The following is a 19,848-nucleotide window of genomic DNA, read 5'->3' as shown; positions in this document are numbered from 1 at the left end:
AAAACCAGCTCCTCAGGCCGGCCCCGTCGGCCCCGTCGGCCCCGCCGGCTTCGGCGGCTTCGGCGTGCCGTGCGCCGTCCCCGGCGCCCCCGGGGTGACCGGCGTCCCCGCCGTGGCCGAGCAGCCCGGCCGCCTGCGTGCGTTCCACGACGTCCAGGGTCCGTCGCATGACCGCGCGGGCGCGGTCCAGGCGGCCCGTCGAGACGTAGGTCAGGCCGCAGCAGACCGGGCCCGCCGGGAGGGTGGTGGGCAGGCCGGCTGCGTCCAGGACGCGGAGGGCGGCGCGGCCGATCTCGGGGGCGAGGTATTCCGTGAAGGTGTCCGGCCAGAGGAGGAGGGTGGGTACGGGGCCCTGCGGGCGGCTCCTCTCCCCGCCCCGCCCCTTCCCGGAACCGGGGCTCCGCCCCAGACCCCGCGCCTCAATCGCCGGCGGGGCTGGATGGGCGCCCCGCCCCTTCCCGGAACTGGGGCTCCGCCCCAGACCCCGCGCCTCAAACTCCCCCAGACTCCGTCCGGGGGTGCCCCCAGGCGGGGCTGGATGGTGCGCGGCTGTGTCCCCGTCCCCGGCAGGCGTGGCGCCGCCGAGACCCCGTTCGCCGGGCCCGCCGTGCCGGGCGTGCGGCCCAGGCCCACCCGAAAGCCCGGTCAGGGCGTCGCCCCGTTTTGCCGCCCACCACCGGGTGAACGGCACCCGGGCCGGGCGTGGGAGTTCGCGCTGCGGTGTGGTGCCCGCCAGGCGGGTTGCGCCGGGGAGGCGGGACAGGGTGCCCAGCAGGGGGGCCGCCCGGAGTGCGGCGGCCGTGCGGAGGAGGGTCGGCAGGCCGCCCATCGTGTAGTGGGCGAGGGGCCGCAGCCGGCCCGCCCAGTGCCGGTGCAGGAACTCCGCCTTGTACGCGGCCATGTCCACCCCGACCGGGCAGTCGCTGCGGCAGCCCTTGCAGGCCAGGCACAGGTCCAGTGCCTCCGCGACCTCCGCCGAGCGCCAGCCGTCCGTGACGACCTCTCCGGCGAGCATCTCGTGCAGCAGCCGGGCCCGGCCCCGCGTGGAGTGCTGTTCCTCGCGGGTGGCCCGGTACGACGGGCACATCACCCCCGGCCCCGGCTCGGTGGTGCGGCACTTGGCCACGCCCACGCAGCGCGCCACCTCCCGGGCGAGCGGCTGCGCCAGGGGCAGCACGGCGAACCGCAGGTTCTCGTCCAGCCGGGCCGGCCGGGCCAGGATCCCCGGGTTCATGCCGCCGGCCGGGTCCCACACGTCCTTGTACGCGCCGAACAGCCGGACCACGTCGGCGCCGTACATCCGCGGCAGCAGCTCGGCCCGGGCCTGGCCGTCGCCGTGCTCGCCCGACAGGGAGCCGCCGTGGGCGACGACGAGGCCGGCGAGCTCCTCCGAGAAGGTGCGGAAGCGCGCCACCCCGGCCGGCGTGGCGAGGTCGAAGTCGATGCGTACGTGCACGCAGCCCTCGCCGAAGTGCCCGAACGGGGTCCCGTGCAGCCCGTGCGCCGCCAGCAGGGCCCGGAACTCGCGCAGGTACGCGCCGAGCCGGGCCGGCGGGACCGCGCAGTCCTCCCACCCGGGCCACGCGTCGCCGCCGCCGGGGGTCCGGGTCGCGGTCCCGGCGGCGTCCTCGCGGATGCGCCACAGGGCCCGCTGCCGGGCCGGGTCGGTGACCACGGCCGCGTCCAGCGCGTCGGCGGAGCGGGCGAGGGCCCGGGCGCCGTCCCGGTCCGGCATCTCCACGAACAGCCAGGCGCCGCCGCGTGGCAGGGCGGCCGCCGCACCGGCCGCGCCCCGTACGAGGTCGGCCGCCATCCCCTCGACGGTCAGCGGCCCGTGCGCCACGATCCCGGCCGCCGCGTCGGCCGCCGCGCTCTCGTCGGCGTACCCGAGGACCACCAGAGCCGGTTCCCGGGGCAGTTCGACGAGCCGGACCACCGCCTCGGTCAGCACGCCCAGGGTCCCCTCGCTCCCGCAGAAGGCGCGGGCCAGGTCCGTACCGCGTTCCGGGAGCAGCGCGTCGAGGGCGTAGCCGGAGATCCGGCGCGTCAGGCCGGGGGCGGCGGCCGGCATGCCGGTGCGCAGCACTGCCAGGTTCGCGGTGACCAGGCCGGACAGGCCCGCCGGGGCGCCGGCCCAGCCGCGGCCGATCCGGTGCCGGCCGCCGCCGTACGTCAGTACGTCGAGTTCGCGCACGTTGTCGGCGGTGGTGCCCCAGGCGACCGAGTGGGCCCCGCAGGCGTTGTTGCCGATCATCCCGCCGAGGGTGCAGCGCGCGTGGGTGGAGGGATCGGGGCCGAAGGTGAGCCCGTACGGGCGGGCGGCGGCCCGCAGGGTGTCCAGGACCAGGCCGGGCTGGACGACGGCGGTGCGTGCGGCGGGGTCGAGGGCGAGCAGGGCGGTCATGTGCCGGGTCAGGTCGAGGACCACGCCCGTGCCGGTGGCCTGCCCGGCGATCGAGGTGCCGCCGCCGCGCGGCACGACCGGCACCCCGGCCTCACGGCACACGCGCAGCACCTCCGCCACGTCCTGCGCGTCGCGCGGCGCGACCACGCCCAGCGGGACACGCCGGTAGTTGGAGGCGTCCATCGTGGTCAGGGCCCGGGCGGCCGCGCCGAAGTCCACGTCGCCCCGTACCGCGGCCCGCAGGGCCCGTTCGAGGTCGACGGCGAGATCGGGGTCGGCGGCGGGGGTGGGGCCGGGGACGGGATGACTCGCGGGGTCGGTCATCGCGCCATAGTGCCCGGCGGACACCCGGCGGACACCCGGCGGACCGGCGGCATCGGCGTGTCGGGGCCGCGGTCCGGACCGTACCGTCCGACCCGCCGTCCGACCCGCCGCCCGGCCCGTCGCCCGGCCCGCCGTCCGACCCGCCGTCTCATCGGGTGGACGCCGCGCCGGAGCCGCTCGCGCGACCCGATACCCTCCGTCCGTGGCTGAGATCCAGATTCCCGCTGACATCAAGCCCGCCGACGGACGCTTCGGCGCGGGCCCCTCCAAGGTGCGGACAGAGGCGCTGGACGCGCTGGCCGCCACCGGTACCTCCCTGCTCGGAACCTCCCACCGCCAGGCCCCGGTCAAGAACCTGGTCGGCTCGGTGCGCCAGGGCATCCGGGACCTGTTCTCGCTGCCCGAGGGCTACGAGGTGATCCTGGGCAACGGCGGCTCCACCGCGTTCTGGGACATCGCGACCCACGGGCTCATCGAACAGAAGTCGCAGCACCTCACGTTCGGGGAGTTCTCGTCCAAGTTCGCCAAGGCCGCCAAGCTCGCTCCGTGGCTGGACGAGCCGACCGTGATCTCCTCCGAGCCGGGCACCCACCCGGAGGCGCGGGCCGAGGCGGGCGTGGACGTGTACGCGTTCACCCACAACGAGACCTCGACCGGTGTCGCCGCGCCCCTCAAGCGGGTGACGGGCGCCGACGAGGGCGCGCTGGTGCTGGTGGACGCCACCTCGGGCGCCGGCGGCCTGCCGGTGGACATCACCGAGACGGACGTCTACTACTTCGCCCCGCAGAAGTCCTTCGCCTCGGACGGCGGTCTGTGGCTGGCCGCGTTCTCCCCGGCCGCCCTGGAGCGCGCCCAGCGCGTCCACGCGTCCGGCCGGCACGTCCCGGAGTTCTTCTCGCTGCCGACGGCGATCGACAACTCGCTGAAGAACCAGACGTACAACACCCCGGCGCTGGCGACCCTCTTCCTGCTGAACCAGCAGCTGGAGTGGATCAACGGCCAGGGCGGTCTGGACTGGGCCACCTCCCGTACGGCGGCCTCCGCGCGCGCCCTGTACGGCTGGGCCGAGGCGTCGAAGCACGCCACGCCGTTCGTCACGGACCCGGCCAAGCGGTCGGCGGTCATCGGCACGATCGACTTCTCGGACGACATCGACGCGGCGGCGATCGCCAAGGCGCTGCGCGCCAACGGCATCGTGGACACCGAGCCGTACCGCAAGCTGGGCCGCAACCAGCTGCGCATCGCGATGTTCCCGGCGATCGACCCGGCGGACGTCGAGGCCCTGACGGCCTGCGTCGACTACGTGATCGAGCAGCTCTGACGGCCGGCTGAGCGCTTCCCCCGGACCCCCGGTGACAACACCTCGTCACCGGGGGTCCGGTGCGTCCGCGTCCGTGTCCGCGTCCGTGTCCGCGTATGTGTACGTGTCCGCGTATGTGTACGTGTACGCGTCTACGTCCGGCACCGGGAGCATCGGGAGCATCGGGAGTACCGGGAGCACCAGGACTCCAACGCGGTGGTTGTTCGCCCGCCCACCGGCAAGGCGCAGGGCCGCCGCCCGCGCACGGGCCGGCCGGGCGCGCACGATACCTTCGGGGTCCCAGCACAGAGGAGGCAGCGGCGTGAGCGTGCGAGTGACGGCGGCCCAGGGTGGCGCGGATCCCTTCGGGACGGCCCGGCTGCGACGCGGAGTGCTCGACGCCTGGGGCGCCGGACCCGCCCGGTTCCGCGAGGACGCCAACGCCGAGGAGGACCTGGCGCTCGGCGGCTACCGGGACCGGCTGGTGGTGGAGCTGGCGCAGAACGCCGCCGACGCGGCCGCCCGGGCGGGCGTGCCCGGCCGGCTCCGGCTGACCCTGTACCCCGGTGAGGGCGACCACGGCCGCGCCGTGCTCGCCGCCGCCAACACCGGTGCTCCGCTGGACGCGACCGGCGTGGAGTCGCTGAGCACCCTGCGGGCCTCCGCCAAGCGGGAGCCTGGCCAGGAGAGCGTCGGCCGGTTCGGGGTCGGCTTCGCGGCCGTCCTCGCCGTCACGGACGAGCCGGCCGTGCTGGGCCGGCACGGCGGCGTGCGCTGGTCGCTGGCCGAGGCGCGCGAGCTGGCGGCCGGGGCCGCCCACGGCAGCCCGGGCCTGGGCGACGAACTGCGCCGCCGCGACGGCCACGTACCGCTGCTGCGCCTGCCGCTGCCCGCCGAGGGCAGCGCTCCCGAGGGCTACGACACCGTGGTCGTCCTCCCGCTGCGCGACACGGCCGCCGAGGACCTGGCCGAGCGGCTGCTGGCCGGCATCGACGACGCCCTGCTGCTGACCCTGCCGGGGCTCGCCGAGATCGTCGTGGAGACCGCCGCCGGGGTGCGGACGCTGACCCGGCGCACGGACGGGCCGTTCACCGTCGTCGACGACAGCACCGGAGAGGTGCGCCACTGGCGCACCGTCCGCCACAGCGGCACCATCGAGCGGGCCCTGCTGGCCGACCGGCCCGTCGAGGAGCGGCTGCGGCCGACCTGGACCGTGTCGTGGGCGGTCCCGGTCGACGCACAGGGTGCGCCGGTACGGCCGGACACCGCGCCCGTGGTGCACGCGCCGACCCCGACGGACGAGCCGCTGGGCATCCCCGCGCTGTTCATCGCCACCCTGCCGCTGGACACCGCCCGCCGGCACCCGGCGCCCGGCCCGCTGACGGACTTCCTGGTCGAGCGCGCGGCCGACGCGTACGCCGAACTCCTCGCCGGCTGGCGGCCGGTGACCACGGACCTGGTGGACCTGGTCCCCGGCCCGCTCGGCAAGGGCCAGCTGGACGGCGCCTTGCGCGCCGCGATCCTGCGCCGGCTGCCCCGTACCGGCTTCCTGGCGCCCGCCGCGCCGTCCGAGGAGCTCACCGCGCTGCGGCCCTTCGAGGCCGAGGTGGTCGAGGGCGCCGGGGCGGACACCGTACGGGTGCTGGCCGAGGTGCTGCCCACCCTGCTCCCGGCCGGCCTGGAGCGGCGCGCCGAGCTGCGCACGCTCGGCGTCGGCCGGCTGCCGCTGGGCGACGCCATCGAGCGGATCGCGGGCATCGACCGCTCCCCGCAGTGGTGGTGGCGGCTCTACGACAGCCTGGCCGGGGTCGATCCGGACCGGCTGTCCGGGCTCCCGGTGCCGCTGGCCCCCGAGGACCACCCGGAGGCCGGGGGCGCGCCCGCGGCCGGCCGGGCCGCGATCGGCCCCCGGCACATCCTGCTGCCCGGCCCGGACACCCCGGCGGGCCTGACCCGGCTCGGGCTGAAGGTGGCCCATCCGGACGCGGTGCACCCGCTGCTGGAGAAGCTCGGCGCGGTCCCGGCGAGCCCGCGGGCGGTGCTGAACACCCCGCAGGTACGGGCCGCGGTGGCCGCCTCGATGGACGCCGGGGAGATCTGGGACGAGGACGCCCTGGACCCGGAGGAGCTCGCCGAGGTGGTCCTGGGCCTGGTCCGGGACGCCGAACTGGAGCCCGGCGACGAGCCGTGGCTGGCCGCGCTCGCCCTGCCCGACGAGGAGGGCGAGCTCGCCCCGGCCGGGGAACTGGTGCTGCCCGGCAGCCCCTTCGCGGCCGTGATCCGCGAGGACGAGCTGCCGCTGTGCGACGCGGAGCTGGTCGAGCGCTGGGGCGCCGGCCCGCTCACCGCGGCCGGCGTGCTGGCCGGCTTCCAGCTGGTGCGCGCCACCGACGTGGTCCTCGACCCGGACGAACTGGAGCCGCGCGAGGGCGATTTCGCCGAGCCCGACGACGTCGGCCTGCTGGACGCGGTGGACGTGTGGTGCGAGGACCTGCTCGACCAGCTCCCCGAGACCCCGGTGCCGCCGGTCGCGACCGAGCTGGTCGCCGTACGCGACCTGGACCTGGTGGACGACGACCGCTGGCCGCAGGCCCTGGCGATGCTCGCCCAGCCGCCGCTGCGGGACGCGCTGACCCAGCCGGTCCGGGTCCTGCTGCCGGACGGCACCACGCAGACCGTCCGCCCGTACACCGCCTGGTGGCTGCGCGACCACCCGGTCCTGGACGGGCGCCGCCCGGCCGGCCTGCGCGCGGCCGGGGGCGACTCGCTGCTCGAAGGCCTCTACACCTCCGCCGACGCCACTGGCTTCGAGGACGAGCAGGTGCTGCGGGCCCTGGGCGTACGCACCTCCGTGGCGGCCCTGCTCGACGAGCCGGGCGGCGCGGCCGAGCTGCTGGGCCGGCTGGCCGACCCGGACCGCGAGGTGACCGGCCGCCAGCTGCACGCCCTGTACGGGGCGCTGGCCGACCTGGACCCCGAGCAGGTCACGCTGCCCGACGAGCTGCGCGCGGTGGTGGACGGCGAGGTGGTGGTCGTGGACGCGGCGGACGCGGTGGTCGCGGACGCCCCCGACCTGCTGCCGCTGACGGCCGGCCTGCCGCTCCTGCCGGTCGCCCCGGTCCGGGCGGCGGACCTCGCCGACCTGCTCCAGGTGCGGCGCCTGTCGGAGACGGTGCCGGCGGAGGTGACCACGCCCGGCGAGGAGCACGAGGTCCCGGAGGCGGTCCGCGTCCTGCTGGGTCCGGCGACCCCGGCGACGTACGTGGAGCACGAGGAGCTGGTCGCGGGCGGCGTCGAACTCGACTGGCGCCGCACCCCCGACGGCACGCTCCACGCGGCAACCCTGGAAGGCGTCGCGGCGGGCCTGGCCTGGTCGGCGGGCCAGTGGCCGCGCCGCTTCGAGGTGGCCGCCCTCCTGGAGGACCCGTCCCGCACGACAGAACTGGCCCGCGACCGCTGGTTCGACTAGTTCGACTAGGGCCTTTCCGGCGGATCAAGGTCGGACGAGCCCGGTGCCGCATCAGGCCGGCACCACAGGTTGCCCGAGGCGGCGGCAGGTCCTGCGGCGTCCGTACGGGCGCCGCAGGACGGCGGCCCCGTACGGCCGCTCGACACGCCCACGGGCAGGCGACACGCGCGCCGCGTCCGACGTGAGCGGGCGGCCGAAGCGGCAGTATCCGGGCGCAGGCGGGAAAGCCCGCGCCGAGTGGAGGAGGGGCCCATGCCGTCGGCTGCCGTGAACGGGACGGACATCTACTACGAGCTGCGCGGCACCGGCCCGTCGGTGCTGCTCATCGCCGGAGCGGGCGGCGATGCCGGCAGCTTCGACCGGGTCGCGGGCCTGCTCGCCGACGAGTTCACCGTGCTCACTTACGACCGGCGGGGCAATTCGCGCAGTCCGCGTCCCGCCGGGTGGCAGACGACCTCGGTGGCCGAGCAGGCGGACGACGCGGCCGCCCTGCTCACCGCGCTCGGGCTCGCTCCCGCCGCCGTGTACGGCAACAGCTACGGGGCCGTCATCGCCCTGGACCTGCTCGTCCGCCACCCCGCCGTCGTCCGTTGCGGGGTACTGAACGACCCCCCGCTGATGTCCGTGGTGAAGAACGCGAGCGAGGCGGAGGCCCCCGTGAGGGCAGTCGTCGAAGCGGGCATGGCGGCCGGAGGTCCTGAGGCGGCAGTCGAACACTTCATGCGGTTCGCCTCCGGCGACGTCAGCTGGGAGCAGCTGGATCCGGGGCTGCGCCGGAGGATGCTGGGCAACGGCGAGACGCTCTTCGGGGTCGAGATGGGGAAGTTCGAGCCGTACCGCCCGGACGATGCGGCGCTCTCCGGCATCACCGCACCCGCCCGGGCCCTGGTCGGCCAGGACTCACCGGACGTCTTCCACGAGGTCGCCACCTGGCTCGCCGCCCGCCTCGGGACCGAGGTGCTGCGGACCCCGGGCACGCACACACCGCAGCTCGACCACCCTGAGGAACTCGTTCGCACCATCAGGCCGTTCCTGGCCGCCTGAGCCACTGCGACGCACGCTATGCCGGGAAGCGCCGGTCCACCCAGCGGAAGAGGATCTCGATCAGGGCCGCCGCCGCGGCGGCGATGCCCACCGCGGCCCAGGGCATCGTCGTGCCCACCAGTTCGAGTTCGAAGAAGTTCTGGAAGGCCGGGACGACCAGGACCACCAGGAAGGCCAGGCCCATCGCGGCGACCAGGGCCAGGCGCCACCACGTGTAGGGGCGGGCGATGATCGCCAGGACCCACATCGAGGTCAGGAACAGGGTCAGGGTCGCCGCGCTGGTCTCGGCCTGGAGGGCGCCCTCGCCCGAGTAGTGGGAGCGGGCGATCAGGTACGTCGTGAAGGTCGCCACGGCGGCGACCGCCCCGCCCGGGATCGCGTACCGCATGACCCGCTTCACGAAGTGCGGCCTGGCCCGCTCCTTGTTCGGCGCGAGGGCCAGGAAGAAGGCCGGAACGCCGATCGTGAGGGTGGAGAGCAGGGTCAGGTGGCGGGGCAGGAAGGGGTACTCGACCTGGGAGACCACCACCAGGACGGCGAGCAGGACGGAGTAGACCGTCTTGGTCAGGAACAGGGTGGCGACCCGGGTGATGTTGCCGATGACCCGGCGGCCCTCGGCGACCACCGAGGGCAGGGTCGCGAAGCTGTTGTTGAGCAGGACGATCTGGGCGACCGCGCGGGTCGCCTCCGAGCCCGAGCCCATCGAGACGCCGATGTCGGCGTCCTTCAGGGCGAGCACGTCGTTGACGCCGTCGCCGGTCATCGCGACCGTGTGGCCCCGGGACTGCAGGGCCCCGACCATGTCCCGCTTCTGCTGCGGGGTGACCCGGCCGAAGACGGCGTTGCGGTCGAGCTCCTCGGCCATCGCGGACCGCTCGGCGGGCAGGCGGCGGGCGTCGACGGTGTTCTCGGCGCCCGGCAGGCCCAGCTTGCCGGCCACGGCCGACACCGAGACCGCGTTGTCGCCGGAGATGACCTTGGCGTGGACGTCCTGCTCGTCGAAGTAGCGCAGGGTGTCGGCCGCGTCGGGCCGCAGCCGCTGCTCCAGGACGACCAGGGCGGTGGGACGGGCCCCGGTGGCAACGGCGGCGTCGTCCAGTTCGCGCACCGCCCGGGCCAGGAGGAGGACGCGCAGGCCCTGCTCGTTGAGCCCGTCGACCTCCGCCAGGGCCGGGTCGCCGGCCGGCAGCAGGACGTCGGGGGCGCCCAATAGCCAGACGGAGTTCTCGCCGTCGCCCTCGCTGAAGCTGGCCCCGCTGTACTTGCGGGCGGAGGAAAAGGGCAGCGACTCGGTGCAGCGCCACTCCTCGCTGTCGGGGTAGGCCTCGATGATCGCCTGGAGGCTGGCGTTGGGGCGGGGGTCGGACTCGCCGAGCGCGCCGAGCACCTTCTTCACGTGGACCGGGTCGGCGCCGCCCAGCGGGCGCAGCTCGGTCACGTCCATGCCGCCCTCGGTGAGGGTGCCGGTCTTGTCGAGGCAGACGACGTCGACGCGGGCCAGGCCCTCGATCGCGGGCAGCTCCTGCACCAGGCACTGCTTGCGGCCGAGCCGGATGACGCCGACGGCGAAGGCGACGGAGGTCAGCAGCACCAGGCCCTCGGGGATCATCGGGACGATGCCGCCGACGGTGCGGGCGATGGAGTCCTTGAGGTCGTTGTCCTTGACGACCAGCTGGCTGATGATCAGGCCGATGCTCGTCGGGATCATCATCCACGTGACGTACTTGAGGATCGTGGAGATGCCGGAGCGCAGCTCGGAGTGGACCAGGGTGAAGCGGCTGGCCTCCTCCGCGAGCTGGGCGGCGTAGGCCTCGCGGCCGACCTTGGTGGCGGTGAAGGCGCCGCCGCCGGCGACCACGAAGGAACCGGACATGACCTGGTCGCCGGGCTTCTTCAGGACCGGGTCGGCCTCGCCGGTCAGCAGCGACTCGTCGATCTCCAGGCTGTCGGCCTCGCCTACGACGCCGTCGACGACGACCTTGTCGCCGGGTCCGAGTTCGACGACGTCGTCCAGGACGATCTCGGAGGTGGAGATCCCGGCGGTGCGGCCGTCGCGCCGGACGCTCGGCCTGGCCTCGCCGATGACGGCGAGCCCGTCGAGGGTCTTCTTGGCGCGCAGCTCCTGGATGATGCCGATGCCGGTGTTGGCGACGATCACGAAGCCGAAGAGGCTGTCCTGGATCGGCGCGACGAAGAGCATGATCACCCACAGGACGCCGATGATCGCGTTGAAGCGGGTGAAGACGTTGCCCCGGACGATGTCGGCGGTCGAACGGCTGCTGCGGACGGGTACGTCGTTGACGTCGCCGCGTGCGACGCGTTCGGCGACCTCGGCGGTGCTCAGGCCGTCCGGGCGGAAGCGGGGGGCGGGGGGCCGCACCGGATGGACGGGATCGAGCTCGGCGCCCGCGTCGATGGCGGCGCCGGCGCCTGCCCGCTCGGGACCGTCGTGATCGATCTTCGCCCGCTGCGTCATGTTCTCGACGGTAAAGGGCGTCCGATCGCTTCACCCGTCGAGCGGTCGGAAGATCCGACTTCAGGATGAGAGGAATCGTTCCGCGGTCCGACCCGGGGCCCGAACCCGGGGGCTGTCCCGCGCTTCCGACCTGACCGTCCGCGGCTCGGCGGCCGTCCCGCTACTGCGGCGACGCCGAGGAGCCCGCGTCGCGTCCCTGCGCCTCGGCGAGGGCGGCCGCGTGGCGCTTGAGGGCGGCGTCGCGGCCCCGGACGTACCAGATGCCGATGATCCCGAGGGCCCCGCCCGCCGCGCAGGTCCACACCCACCACAGCAGATCGCGGTCGGCGAACCAGCCGTAGAACGGCAGCTGGACCACGAACAGGACGAACCACAGGATCGTGCCGCCGGTGATGGTGGCGACGACCGGGCCTTCGAGGGGCTCGGGTGCAGGGTGCTTCGGGGTCCACTTCGCCATGACGTCCAGTCTAGGCGGCCGAAATTCTGGCCTACGCATGGTCTACGCGCGGAGATGGACGTCACTTCGTTCATCTGTTCATACTGAAACGGTTTGCCTCAGGTGGGATTCGCTCGTGCGAACCCACAACACGAACCATTCTTGAGGACCGAATGAGCACCTCGGCCCCCGTGTCGCCCGCGGCCACCGCCCCGCACCCCTCCCCCCGGGGCACCTCGGGGATCGACCGCTACTTCAAGATCTCCGAGCGCGGCTCGACCGTCGCCCGCGAGGTCCGCGGCGGTTTCGCCACCTTCTTCGCGATGGCCTACATCATCGTGCTGAACCCGATCATCCTCGGCAGCGCGAAGGACATGTACGGCCACCAGCTCGACGGCGGCCAGCTCGTCACCGCCACCGTCCTCACGGCCGCCTTCACCACCCTCCTCATGGGTGTGATCGGCAACGTCCCGATCGCCCTGGCGGCCGGCCTCGGCGTGAACACCGTGGTCGCGCTCCAGCTCGCCCCCCGGATGAGCTGGGCCGACGCCATGGGCATGGTGGTGCTGGCAGGCTTCGTCGTGATGCTGCTGGTCGCCACCGGCCTGCGCGAGCGGGTGATGAACGCCGTCCCGCTGGGCCTGCGCAAGGGCATCGCGATCGGCATCGGCCTGTTCATCATGCTGATCGGCCTGGTCGACTCGGGCTTCGTCACCCGCATCCCGGACGCGGCGCACACCACCGTGCCGCTCCAGCTCGGCGGCGACGGGCACCTGAACGGCTGGCCCGTGCTGGTCTTCGTCCTCGGCGTGCTGCTCACGCTGGCGCTGCTGATCCGCAAGACGCCCGGCGCGATCCTCATCTCCATCGTCGTGATGACCGTGGTCGCGGTGGTCGTGCAGCTGGTGGCCGGCCTGCCGGGGCAGGCGTGGGGCCTGACGGTGCCGGAGTGGCCGGGCAACCCGGTGGCGGCGCCCGACTTCGGGCTGGTGGGACAGGTCAGCCTGTTCGGCGGCTTCGAGAAGGTGGGCCTGCTCACCGGCACGCTGTTCGTCTTCACCGTGCTGCTGTCGTGCTTCTTCGACGCGATGGGCACCATCCTGGGCGTCGGCGACGAGGCGAAGCTGATCGACAAGGACGGCAACTTCCCCGGCATCAACAAGGTCCTGCTGATCGACGGCCTCGCGGTCGCCTCCGGTGGCGCCACGTCCTCCTCGGCGACCACCTGCTTCGTGGAGTCCACGGCCGGCGTCGGCGAGGGCGCCCGTACGGGCCTGGCGAACGTCGTCACCGGCGGCCTCTTCGCCGTCGCGCTGTTCTTCACGCCGCTCGCCACGATGGTCCCGTCCCAGGCGGCGACGCCGGCCCTGGTGGCGGTGGGCTTCCTGATCCTGGCGGGCTCGGTGAAGGACATCGACTGGAGCGACTTCACCATCGCCGTGCCGGCGTTCCTGGCGATGCTGATGATGCCGTTCACGTACTCGATCACCAACGGCATCGGCATCGGCTTCATCAGCTTCTGCGTGCTGCGGCTGGCGACGGGACGCGGCCGGGAGGTCCCGGCGGCGATGTACGTCGTCTCGGCGGTGTTCGTCTTCTACTACGCGATGCCGGCGCTGGGCCTGACCTGAGCCCTGCGCAGCCCGTCGCCCGCGGCCCCGCGCTCCTGGAGCGCGGGGCCGCTTTCGATATCAAGAGCGCGCCTGGACTGATATCGTCTTCTGTTGTCACCTGCGGGAGGAGCAGTCATGGCGCGAACCGTGATCGACCTCGATGACGACCTTCTGGCCGAGGCCCAGCGCCTGTTCGGCACGACCACCAAGGTCGCCACGGTCAATGCGGCGCTGCTGGAGGCCGTGAAGCTGGCCAGGCGGATAGAGCTTGCCGATGCCATCGCCAATGGGGAGTTCGACCTCCTTGACGAGTCGGGCTCGTCGGCGGCGGCGTGACCCGGGCGCGCTTCCTGATCGACAAGTCAGCCCTGGCGCGCTGGGGGAAGCCGGCAGTGCGGCCCGTCCTGGACGACCTCTCGCAGCGTGCGCTGCTGGCGGTGAGCGCGGCGGTCGAGATGGAGGTTCTGCACAGTGCCCGAAGCGCGGCGGAAGCAGACCGGTTGAGCCATCTGCTCAGGGGGTTCGACTACCTGCCGTGCACGGACGAGGTGTGGGACCGGGCCAAGGACATTCAGCGCCGCGCCATGTTCCGAGGCAACCACCGCGCCCTGTCCATGGCCGACATGCTGATTGCCGCCACCGCCGAGCGGCACGGAGTCACGGTCCTGCACTACGACGGCGACTACGACATGATCGCGGCCATCACCGGGCAGCCCACTCGCTGGGTCGTGCCGGCCGGCACAGCTGACTGAGTTCCCGTACAAGCCGTCCGGCAACCGCGCCGGGCCGTCCCCGCGCCGCACCGCCGTCCCCGCAGCGCGCCGCACCGCCGTCCCCGCGCCGCCGTCCCCGCAGCGCGCCGCGCGCGCGTCACGTCAGGCCGTAGAACTTCTCCGTCTCGTCCACGGCCGCCTTGAAGCGCTCGTCGAAGTCGTCGCGGACGAGTGTCCTGACGACGTAGTCCTGGACGCTCATGCCGCTGCGGGCGGCGTACGTCCGGAGACGGTCCATGAGCTCACCGTCTATGCGCATGCTCAGTACGTGTGTCCCCATGGCGCAAGAGTCAGGGCTCGGGGCGCGGACGCGTGTCACTTTCCGGGACCTTCTCACCCGGACGGGTGAAGCAGGCAACCCATTTTCCTTAGCCAGAGTAATGAGTTATTCTAATGAACATGCCTGACCTTTCGCATGGCGTCGATGCCGCCGCCGTGAACGATCTCCGCTCGGCCGTCATGCGGCTGGGCCGGCGCCTGAAGCACCAGCGCGTCGACGAATCGCTGAGCCCGACCGAGATGTCGGTCCTCGGCACCCTCGCCCGCTGCGGCCAGGCCACCCCCGGTGAGCTGGCCCGGCGCGAGCACGTGCAGCCGCCCTCGATGACCCGCATCGTGGCACTGCTGGAATCCAAGGGACTGGTCAGGCTGGAGCCGCATCCGGACGACCGCCGGCAGAAGGTGGTCACCCAGACGGAGGAAGCCGAGGCGGTGCTCGAACAGAGCCGCCGCAAGCGCAACGCCTTCCTGGCCCGGCTCGCGGCCGAGCTCGACGAGGACGAATGGGCGAAGCTGAGGGAAGCCGCGCCCGTCCTGGAGAAGCTCGCGCACCTGTAGGCGACGACGCGAGGAGGCGAAAGCCTTTGAGTACGGGAAACGGAGCAGACTCCGCACCCGGACAGACATCCACCCCTGCCCTACCCAAGACCGCTCCGTCCAGGAGCTCGATGTTCGGCTCGCTGAGGATCCGGAACTACCGGCTCTTCGCGATAGGACAGCTCGTCTCGAACACCGGAACCTGGATGCAGCGCATAGCCCAGGACTGGCTCGTCCTGGCGCTCACCGGCTCCGCCTCCGCGGTCGGCATCACGATCGCGCTGCAGTTCCTGCCGATGATGCTCCTCGGCCTCTACGGAGGCGTACTCGCCGACCGGCTGCCCAAGCGGCCGCTGCTGGTCGCCACCCAGTCGGCGATGGGCCTGACCGGCATCGCCCTGGCCGCCCTGACCCTGACCGGCCAGGTCCAGGTCTGGCACGTCTACCTGACCGCCTTCCTGCTCGGCCTGGTCACCGTCGTCGACAACCCGGCCCGGCAGTCCTTCGTCTCCGAGATGGTCGGACCGGAGCAGCTGGCCAACGCGGTCAGCCTGAACTCGGCCAACTTCCAGTCCGCCCGGCTGGTCGGCCCGGCCGTCGCCGGCATCCTGATCACCGCGGTGGGCTCGGGCTGGGCGTTCCTGCTCAACGGCCTGTCGTTCCTGGCCCCCGTCACGGGCCTGCTGCTGATGCGCGCGCACGAGCTGCACCGCGCGGCCCCGGCGCCGCGCGCCAAGGGGCAGCTGCGCGAGGGACTTCGGTACGTGTCCGGGCGGCCGGAGCTGATCTGGCCGATCGTGCTCGTCGGGTTCATCGGCACCTTCGGGTTCAACTTCCCGATCTGGCTGACGGCCTTCGTCGACGACGTCTTCCACGGCGACGCGGGCACCTACGGGCTGTTCAACACGCTGCTCGCCGTGGGCTCGCTGGCCGGCGCCCTGCTGGCCGCCCGGCGCGGGCCGGCCCGGCTGCGGCTGCTGGTCGCGGCGGCGGTCGCGTTCGCCGTGCTGGAGATCGCCGGCGCCTTCGCGCCCGGCTTCTGGCTGTTCGCCGCGCTGATGGTCCCGATCGGGATGTTCGGCCTGACGGTGAACGTCGTGGCCAACTCGAGCGTGCAGATGGCCACCGACCCCGAGATGCGGGGCCGCGTCATGGCCCTGTACATGATGGTGTTCACCGGGGGCACCCCGCTGGGCGCCCCGCTGGTCGGCTGGGTGACGGACCACTTCGGCGCCCGCGTCGGCATGGCCGCGGGCGGCGCCGTCTCGCTGGCGGCCGCCGTCACGATCGGCCTGGTCCTGGCCCGCGTGGGCGACCTGCACGTACGGGTCAGCCGCCGCGGCGTGGCCTTCGTACCGAACCGGCAGCGGGAACTGGTCCGCGTGGCATAGCCCGCGCCGGGGCGTGTCGGAGCCTGTCGGGACCCGACAGGCCCCCGTCGTGCCGGTCATCGCGACCGGTGCGACGGGCCCGCGGAGCACCCCGGCCCACCGGGGCCGGTCGTCTACGCTGCCGCCCATGAGACTGTTCGCCGCCGTCCTGCCCCCGCCGGCCGCCCTGGCGGAACTGAACGCAGCGGTCGGGGCGTTGCCGCAGAACGAGGCCCTGCGCTGGACCTCCGAGCCGGGCCGGCACTTCACGCTCGCCTTCATGGGCGAGGTACGCGAGGAACTGCTGCCGGAGCTGCGCGTCCGGCTGGAGCGGGCGGCCGACCGCACCGCGCCCTTCGGGCTGCGCCTGCACGGCGCGGGCCACTTCGGCAACCGGACGCTGTGGGTGGGCGCCGCCGGGGACATCGACGGGATGCGGATGCTCGCCGAGCGCGCCGACGCGGCCGCCCGCCGGGCGGGCGTGGCCATGGAGCAGCACCGGCGCTACACGCCCCACATCACCGTGGCCCGGGCCCGCGCCACCGTCGCCCTGCGCCCGTACACCGAGGCGCTGGCCGCCTTCGAGGGCACGAGCTGGCAGGTGGACGAGCTGAGCCTGGTCCGCAGCAACCTCCCCACCAGCGGCGTCGCCGGCGAGCGGCCCCGGTACGAGGTCGTCGGCGCCTGGCCGCTGCGGGGCTGAGCGCGTCGCGCCGCGCCGCGGCCGCGCCACGCGGGCGGATCCCCGGGGCTCGGCGTGGCCTGCGTCACCGCGGCCGGTCCCGTACCTCGGTGCGGGGCACGGGACCGGTCGCGTTAGGCTCGACGGGTGGATCCGAAGACCAGAAACCGCGTGATGGCGGGTGTGCTCGTGCTGATGTTCGTCGTCGTGGCAGCCGCCTCCGCCCTCAAGTAGTCGCCGCGGCCGGGGACGGCGGCGGCCCTACGCCGACGACGCCGAGCCACGCCGCCACCGCCGGGCCACGCCGACGCCACGCCGACGCCACCGCCGCTACCAGGCGAAGGCCTCCGGCGCCGGACCCGGCCCGGGGAAGACCTCGTCCAGCCCGGCCAGCAGCTCCTCCGACAGCTCCAGCTCGACCGCCCGCAGCGCGGAGTCGAGCTGCTCGGCCGTACGCGGGCCCACGATCGGCCCGGTGATCCCCGGCCTGCTCAGCAGCCAGGCCAGCGCCACCTCGCCCGGCTCCAGCCCGTGCTTGTCCAGCAGGTCCTCGTACGCCTGGACCTGCGCCCGGACCGAGGTGTTGGCCAGCGCGTCCGCCGACCGGCCCGAGACCGACCGGCCCTGCGTCGCCGCCTTGCGGATCACCCCGCCCAGCAGTCCGCCGTGCAGCGGGGACCAGGGAATGACGCCCAGCCCGTACGCCTCGGCGGCCGGGATGGTCTCCAGCTCCGCCCGCCGCTCGGCCAGGTTGTACAGGCACTGCTCACTGACCAGCCCGAGCCGGCCGGTGCGCGCGGCGGTCTCGTTGGCCTGGGCGATCTTCCAGCCGGGGAAGTTCGAGGAGCCGGCGTAGAGGATCTTGCCCTGCTGGACCAGGACGTCGATCGCCTGCCAGATCTCCTCGAAGGGCGTCCGCCGGTCGACGTGGTGGAACTGGTAGAGGTCGATGTAGTCCGTGCCCAGCCGCTTGAGGCTGGCATCGACGGCGCGCCGGATGTTCAGCGCGGAGAGGCGGTCGTAGTTGGGCCAGGTCTCGCCCTCGGGGGCCATGTTGGCGTAGACCTTGGTGGCCAGCACCACCTTCTCGCGGCGGCGGCCCCCCTTCGCGAACCAGCTGCCGATGATCTCCTCGGTGCGGCCCTTGTTCTCACCCCAGCCGTAGACGTTGGCCGTGTCGAAGAAGTTGATGCCCGCGTCCAGGGCGGCGTCCATGAGGGCGTGGCTGTCGGCCTCCTCGGTCTGGGGGCCGAAGTTCATCGTGCCGAGAACGAGTCGGCTGACCTTGAGTCCGGTGCGTCCTAGCTGCGTGTACTTCATGGGTCACAAGCCAACTGCTTCGAGTGGACTCCAGGCAAGGGCCGTACGGAAAAGGCGTGTTGGGTGTGTCGGGCCCGTGGGTGTGTCGCGCGTGCGGGCGGACCGGGCTGCCGGGCCGGGGGCGCCGCGCCGCTCATGCCTGCGCGGTGTACGGGCCCCCGATGCCCCAGGCCTGGTGCAGCACCGCGGCGAACTCCCCGGCCAGCCGGTGCTCGCCGGAGGCGTTGGGGTGGGTGCCGTCGTAGGTGTCGTGGTGAATGTCGTACGCCTCGGGGCGCGCGCCGAGCAGGATCGGCGAGGCGTCCGTGGTGAGGTCCGCGACCGCCTTGGCCAGCAGCTCGTTGAAGCGGGCGCACTCGGCGGCGAACGGCGCGTCGGACTCGGCCCGGACGTTCGGTATGACGGGGAGCAGGACCATCCGGATGCCCGGGCGGGCCTCGCGCGCGGCGGCGACGAAGCGGCGCGCGTTGGCGGCGGTCTCGTCGGAGGCGGTGTAGAAGCCGAGGTCGATCAGGCCGAGGGAGACCAGCAGGACGTCGGGCCGGTGCTCGGCCGCCACCTCGCCGATGACCGGGGCCATGTGCTGCCAGCCCTCGCCCCAGCCGGCCAGGTGGCGGCGGGCGTGGCCGGGGAAGGCGGGGTCGGCGTACTCGTGGCTGACGGGCGCGTCGGCGAACGTGTCGTAGACCTCGCACCGCGGGCCGACGATCCGGTACGGGCCGCCGAAGGTCGCGTTGAGGTGCTGCCACATCCGGTAGCGCCAGGTGTAGTCGCCGGCGCGTCCGATGGTCATGGAATCGCCGACGAACATGAAGCGCATCCGGTCATCATCGCGGATCGCACGCGGCGCAAACCCGTCCGGCCCTGTGATGCCGGACACGCCGATCATGCCCCGGCGGTCCGGCGGGCGGCTGGCAGTCTGGACGTATGCGCCCGTTCCCGCTGACCGCCGCCGCCCTCGCCGCCGTGTCGCTGGCCCTGCTCCCGGCGGCCGCCGGACCCGCCCGCGCGGCGCAGGCGGCCCCGGCCCCGGCCGGCGCGTCCTCGTTCGGCATCGAGGACTCCCGGATCAAGGAGTCCAGCGGCCTGGCGGCCAGCCGGAAGCACCCAGGCGTGTACTGGACGCACAACGACAGCGACGACGGCCCGTACGTCTACGGCGTGGACTCGGCCACCGGGCGGACCGTCGCCCGGCTCACCCTCACCGGCATCGGCACCCCGCGGGACGTCGAGGCGATCTCGCTCGGCCCGGACGGGCAGCTCTACCTCGGTGACATCGGCGACAACCGGGGCGGCACCTGGGACCACGTCTGGATCTACCGCTTCCCCGAGCCGGAGCGGCTGGGCGACCAGCCGGTCAAGGCGACGCAGTTCACGGTGCGCTACGAGGACGGGCCGCGGGACGCGGAGGCGCTGATGGTGCACCCGGTGACCGGCCGGGTCTACATCGCGAGCAAGAACCGGGACGGGGGCGGGCTCTACGAGGGCCCGGAGAAGCTGCAGACCGGCGGGGCGAACGTGTTCCGGCGGATCGGGACGGTGCCGTGGGTGACGGACGGCGCGTTCTCCCCGGACGGCACCGCGCTGACCCTGCGCGGCTACCTGCTGGCGCGCACCTACCCCTGGCGGGACGGCCGCCCGGACGGCGACGGCGAGCGGGTGGACGCGCCGTGGCAGGGGCAGGCGGAGTCGGTGACGTACTCGGCGGACGGTTCGACGCTGCTGTTCGGGGCCGAGGGCGAGAACAGCCGGGTCGTCGCCGTCCCGGCCACCCCGGCGGCCGCGGCGCCGCCCGCCGCGTCCGGCTCGCCGGGGCAGCCG

Annotated in this window: 17 protein-coding genes; 10 read left to right on the top strand and 7 right to left on the bottom strand. The window is 73.7% G+C overall.

Features of this window, described 5'->3' with window-relative positions:
- Window positions 1–2,728, bottom strand: a 2,728-nt coding sequence (locus tag GPJ59_RS19270; RefSeq protein WP_219668449.1) for an FAD-binding and (Fe-S)-binding domain-containing protein, incomplete at its 3' end; no start/stop codon positions are given.
- Window positions 2,729–2,930: 202 nt separating this feature from the next.
- Between GPJ59_RS19270 and serC the strand changes: the two genes are divergently transcribed.
- Window positions 2,931–4,049, top strand: a complete 1,119-nt coding sequence (serC, locus tag GPJ59_RS19265) for a phosphoserine transaminase (protein ID WP_219668448.1) — start codon at window positions 2,931–2,933, stop codon at window positions 4,047–4,049.
- Window positions 4,050–4,094: 45 nt separating this feature from the next.
- Here serC and GPJ59_RS37600 read toward each other — a convergent pair whose 3' ends face one another.
- Entirely contained in the window at window positions 4,095–4,229 is a 135-nt protein-coding gene (locus GPJ59_RS37600; RefSeq protein ID WP_258024615.1) for a hypothetical protein, read from the bottom strand.
- A gap of 121 nt (window positions 4,230–4,350) precedes the next feature.
- On the opposite strand from GPJ59_RS37600, the gene GPJ59_RS19260 reads away from it, so the two are divergent.
- Complete coding sequence (locus GPJ59_RS19260) at window positions 4,351–7,497, top strand: sacsin N-terminal ATP-binding-like domain-containing protein (RefSeq protein ID WP_219668447.1); 3,147 nt, start codon at window positions 4,351–4,353, stop codon at window positions 7,495–7,497.
- 252 nt (window positions 7,498–7,749) lie between these two features.
- Window positions 7,750–8,541 (top strand): alpha/beta fold hydrolase, encoded by a 792-nt coding sequence (locus GPJ59_RS19255; protein WP_219668446.1) that lies wholly within the window; start codon window positions 7,750–7,752, stop codon window positions 8,539–8,541.
- Window positions 8,542–8,557: 16 nt separating this feature from the next.
- Here GPJ59_RS19255 and GPJ59_RS19250 read toward each other — a convergent pair whose 3' ends face one another.
- Both GPJ59_RS19250 and GPJ59_RS19245 read right to left on the bottom strand, forming a co-directional pair.
- Window positions 8,558–11,017 (bottom strand): HAD-IC family P-type ATPase, encoded by a 2,460-nt coding sequence (locus GPJ59_RS19250; protein ID WP_219668445.1) that lies wholly within the window; start codon window positions 11,015–11,017, stop codon window positions 8,558–8,560.
- A 160-nt stretch (window positions 11,018–11,177) separates the two neighbouring features.
- The gene (locus tag GPJ59_RS19245; RefSeq protein WP_219668444.1) at window positions 11,178–11,474 is read right to left on the bottom strand and encodes a DUF2530 domain-containing protein; all 297 of its coding nucleotides are present in this window, start codon (window positions 11,472–11,474) and stop codon (window positions 11,178–11,180) included.
- 152 nt (window positions 11,475–11,626) lie between these two features.
- Between GPJ59_RS19245 and GPJ59_RS19240 the strand changes: the two genes are divergently transcribed.
- From GPJ59_RS19240 to GPJ59_RS19230, 3 genes are all read left to right on the top strand, one after another.
- A complete protein-coding gene (locus GPJ59_RS19240) occupies window positions 11,627–13,084 on the top strand; it encodes an NCS2 family permease (protein ID WP_219668443.1) in 1,458 nt (485 codons plus the stop codon).
- 117 nt (window positions 13,085–13,201) lie between these two features.
- Entirely contained in the window at window positions 13,202–13,402 is a 201-nt protein-coding gene (locus GPJ59_RS19235; RefSeq protein WP_219668442.1) for a type II toxin-antitoxin system VapB family antitoxin, read from the top strand.
- Window positions 13,399–13,818: a PIN domain nuclease gene (locus GPJ59_RS19230; protein WP_219668441.1), complete on the top strand. Its 420-nt coding sequence runs from the start codon at window positions 13,399–13,401 to the stop codon at window positions 13,816–13,818. The genes GPJ59_RS19235 and GPJ59_RS19230 overlap by 4 nt, the downstream gene beginning before the upstream one ends.
- Before the next feature lie 118 nt (window positions 13,819–13,936).
- On the opposite strand, the gene GPJ59_RS19225 is transcribed toward GPJ59_RS19230, so the two are convergent.
- Window positions 13,937–14,119 (bottom strand): ribbon-helix-helix protein, CopG family, encoded by a 183-nt coding sequence (locus tag GPJ59_RS19225; protein ID WP_219668440.1) that lies wholly within the window; start codon window positions 14,117–14,119, stop codon window positions 13,937–13,939.
- A gap of 119 nt (window positions 14,120–14,238) precedes the next feature.
- Here GPJ59_RS19225 and GPJ59_RS19220 point away from each other — a divergent pair, with 119 nt between their 5' ends.
- The 3 genes from GPJ59_RS19220 (at window position 14,239) to thpR (ending at window position 16,728) form a co-directional block, all read left to right on the top strand.
- Window positions 14,239–14,676 carry a MarR family winged helix-turn-helix transcriptional regulator gene (locus tag GPJ59_RS19220; protein ID WP_219668439.1) on the top strand — a complete coding sequence of 146 codons (438 nt, stop codon included), beginning with the start codon at window positions 14,239–14,241 and terminating at the stop codon, window positions 14,674–14,676.
- A gap of 26 nt (window positions 14,677–14,702) precedes the next feature.
- Window positions 14,703–16,046 carry an MFS transporter gene (locus tag GPJ59_RS19215; protein WP_258024614.1) on the top strand — a complete coding sequence of 448 codons (1,344 nt, stop codon included), beginning with the start codon at window positions 14,703–14,705 and terminating at the stop codon, window positions 16,044–16,046.
- Between the two features lie 127 nt (window positions 16,047–16,173).
- The gene (thpR, locus tag GPJ59_RS19210) at window positions 16,174–16,728 is read left to right on the top strand and encodes an RNA 2',3'-cyclic phosphodiesterase (RefSeq protein WP_219668437.1); all 555 of its coding nucleotides are present in this window, start codon (window positions 16,174–16,176) and stop codon (window positions 16,726–16,728) included.
- A gap of 309 nt (window positions 16,729–17,037) precedes the next feature.
- On the opposite strand, the gene GPJ59_RS19205 is transcribed toward thpR, so the two are convergent.
- Together GPJ59_RS19205 and GPJ59_RS19200 are read right to left on the bottom strand one after the other, a co-directional pair.
- Entirely contained in the window at window positions 17,038–18,027 is a 990-nt protein-coding gene (locus GPJ59_RS19205) for an aldo/keto reductase (protein WP_219668436.1), read from the bottom strand.
- Between the two features lie 133 nt (window positions 18,028–18,160).
- Window positions 18,161–18,847: a GDSL-type esterase/lipase family protein gene (locus GPJ59_RS19200; protein ID WP_219668435.1), complete on the bottom strand. Its 687-nt coding sequence runs from the start codon at window positions 18,845–18,847 to the stop codon at window positions 18,161–18,163.
- A gap of 107 nt (window positions 18,848–18,954) precedes the next feature.
- On the opposite strand from GPJ59_RS19200, the gene GPJ59_RS19195 reads away from it, so the two are divergent.
- Window positions 18,955–19,848 (top strand): WD40 repeat domain-containing protein (locus tag GPJ59_RS19195; protein ID WP_219668434.1); only part of this gene is annotated, 894 nt, incomplete at its 3' end.

Origin of the sequence: Streptomyces bambusae, assembly GCF_019400985.1 — a bacterium.
GTDB lineage: Bacteria > Actinomycetota > Actinomycetes > Streptomycetales > Streptomycetaceae > Streptomyces > Streptomyces bambusae_A.
The sequence above is the reverse complement of the archived record's forward strand: the minus strand, read 5'-3'. Positions and strand labels throughout refer to the sequence as shown.

Excerpts from the sequence above, each read along its gene's own strand:
- GPJ59_RS19200 (WP_219668435.1), bottom strand. The coding sequence starts at position 18,847 with ATGCGCTTCATGTTCGTCGGCGATTCCATGACCATCGGACGCGCCGGC.
- GPJ59_RS19245 (WP_219668444.1), bottom strand. The coding sequence starts at position 11,474 with ATGGCGAAGTGGACCCCGAAGCACCCTGCACCCGAGCCCCTCGAAGGC.
- GPJ59_RS19255 (WP_219668446.1), top strand. The coding sequence starts at position 7,750 with ATGCCGTCGGCTGCCGTGAACGGGACGGACATCTACTACGAGCTGCGC.
- GPJ59_RS19220 (WP_219668439.1), top strand. The coding sequence starts at position 14,239 with ATGCCTGACCTTTCGCATGGCGTCGATGCCGCCGCCGTGAACGATCTC.
- thpR (WP_219668437.1), top strand. The coding sequence starts at position 16,174 with ATGAGACTGTTCGCCGCCGTCCTGCCCCCGCCGGCCGCCCTGGCGGAA.
- GPJ59_RS19250 (WP_219668445.1), bottom strand. The coding sequence starts at position 11,017 with ATGACGCAGCGGGCGAAGATCGATCACGACGGTCCCGAGCGGGCAGGC.
- GPJ59_RS19240 (WP_219668443.1), top strand. The coding sequence starts at position 11,627 with ATGAGCACCTCGGCCCCCGTGTCGCCCGCGGCCACCGCCCCGCACCCC.
- GPJ59_RS19225 (WP_219668440.1), bottom strand. The coding sequence starts at position 14,119 with ATGGGGACACACGTACTGAGCATGCGCATAGACGGTGAGCTCATGGAC.
- GPJ59_RS19235 (WP_219668442.1), top strand. The coding sequence starts at position 13,202 with ATGGCGCGAACCGTGATCGACCTCGATGACGACCTTCTGGCCGAGGCC.
- GPJ59_RS19205 (WP_219668436.1), bottom strand. The coding sequence starts at position 18,027 with ATGAAGTACACGCAGCTAGGACGCACCGGACTCAAGGTCAGCCGACTC.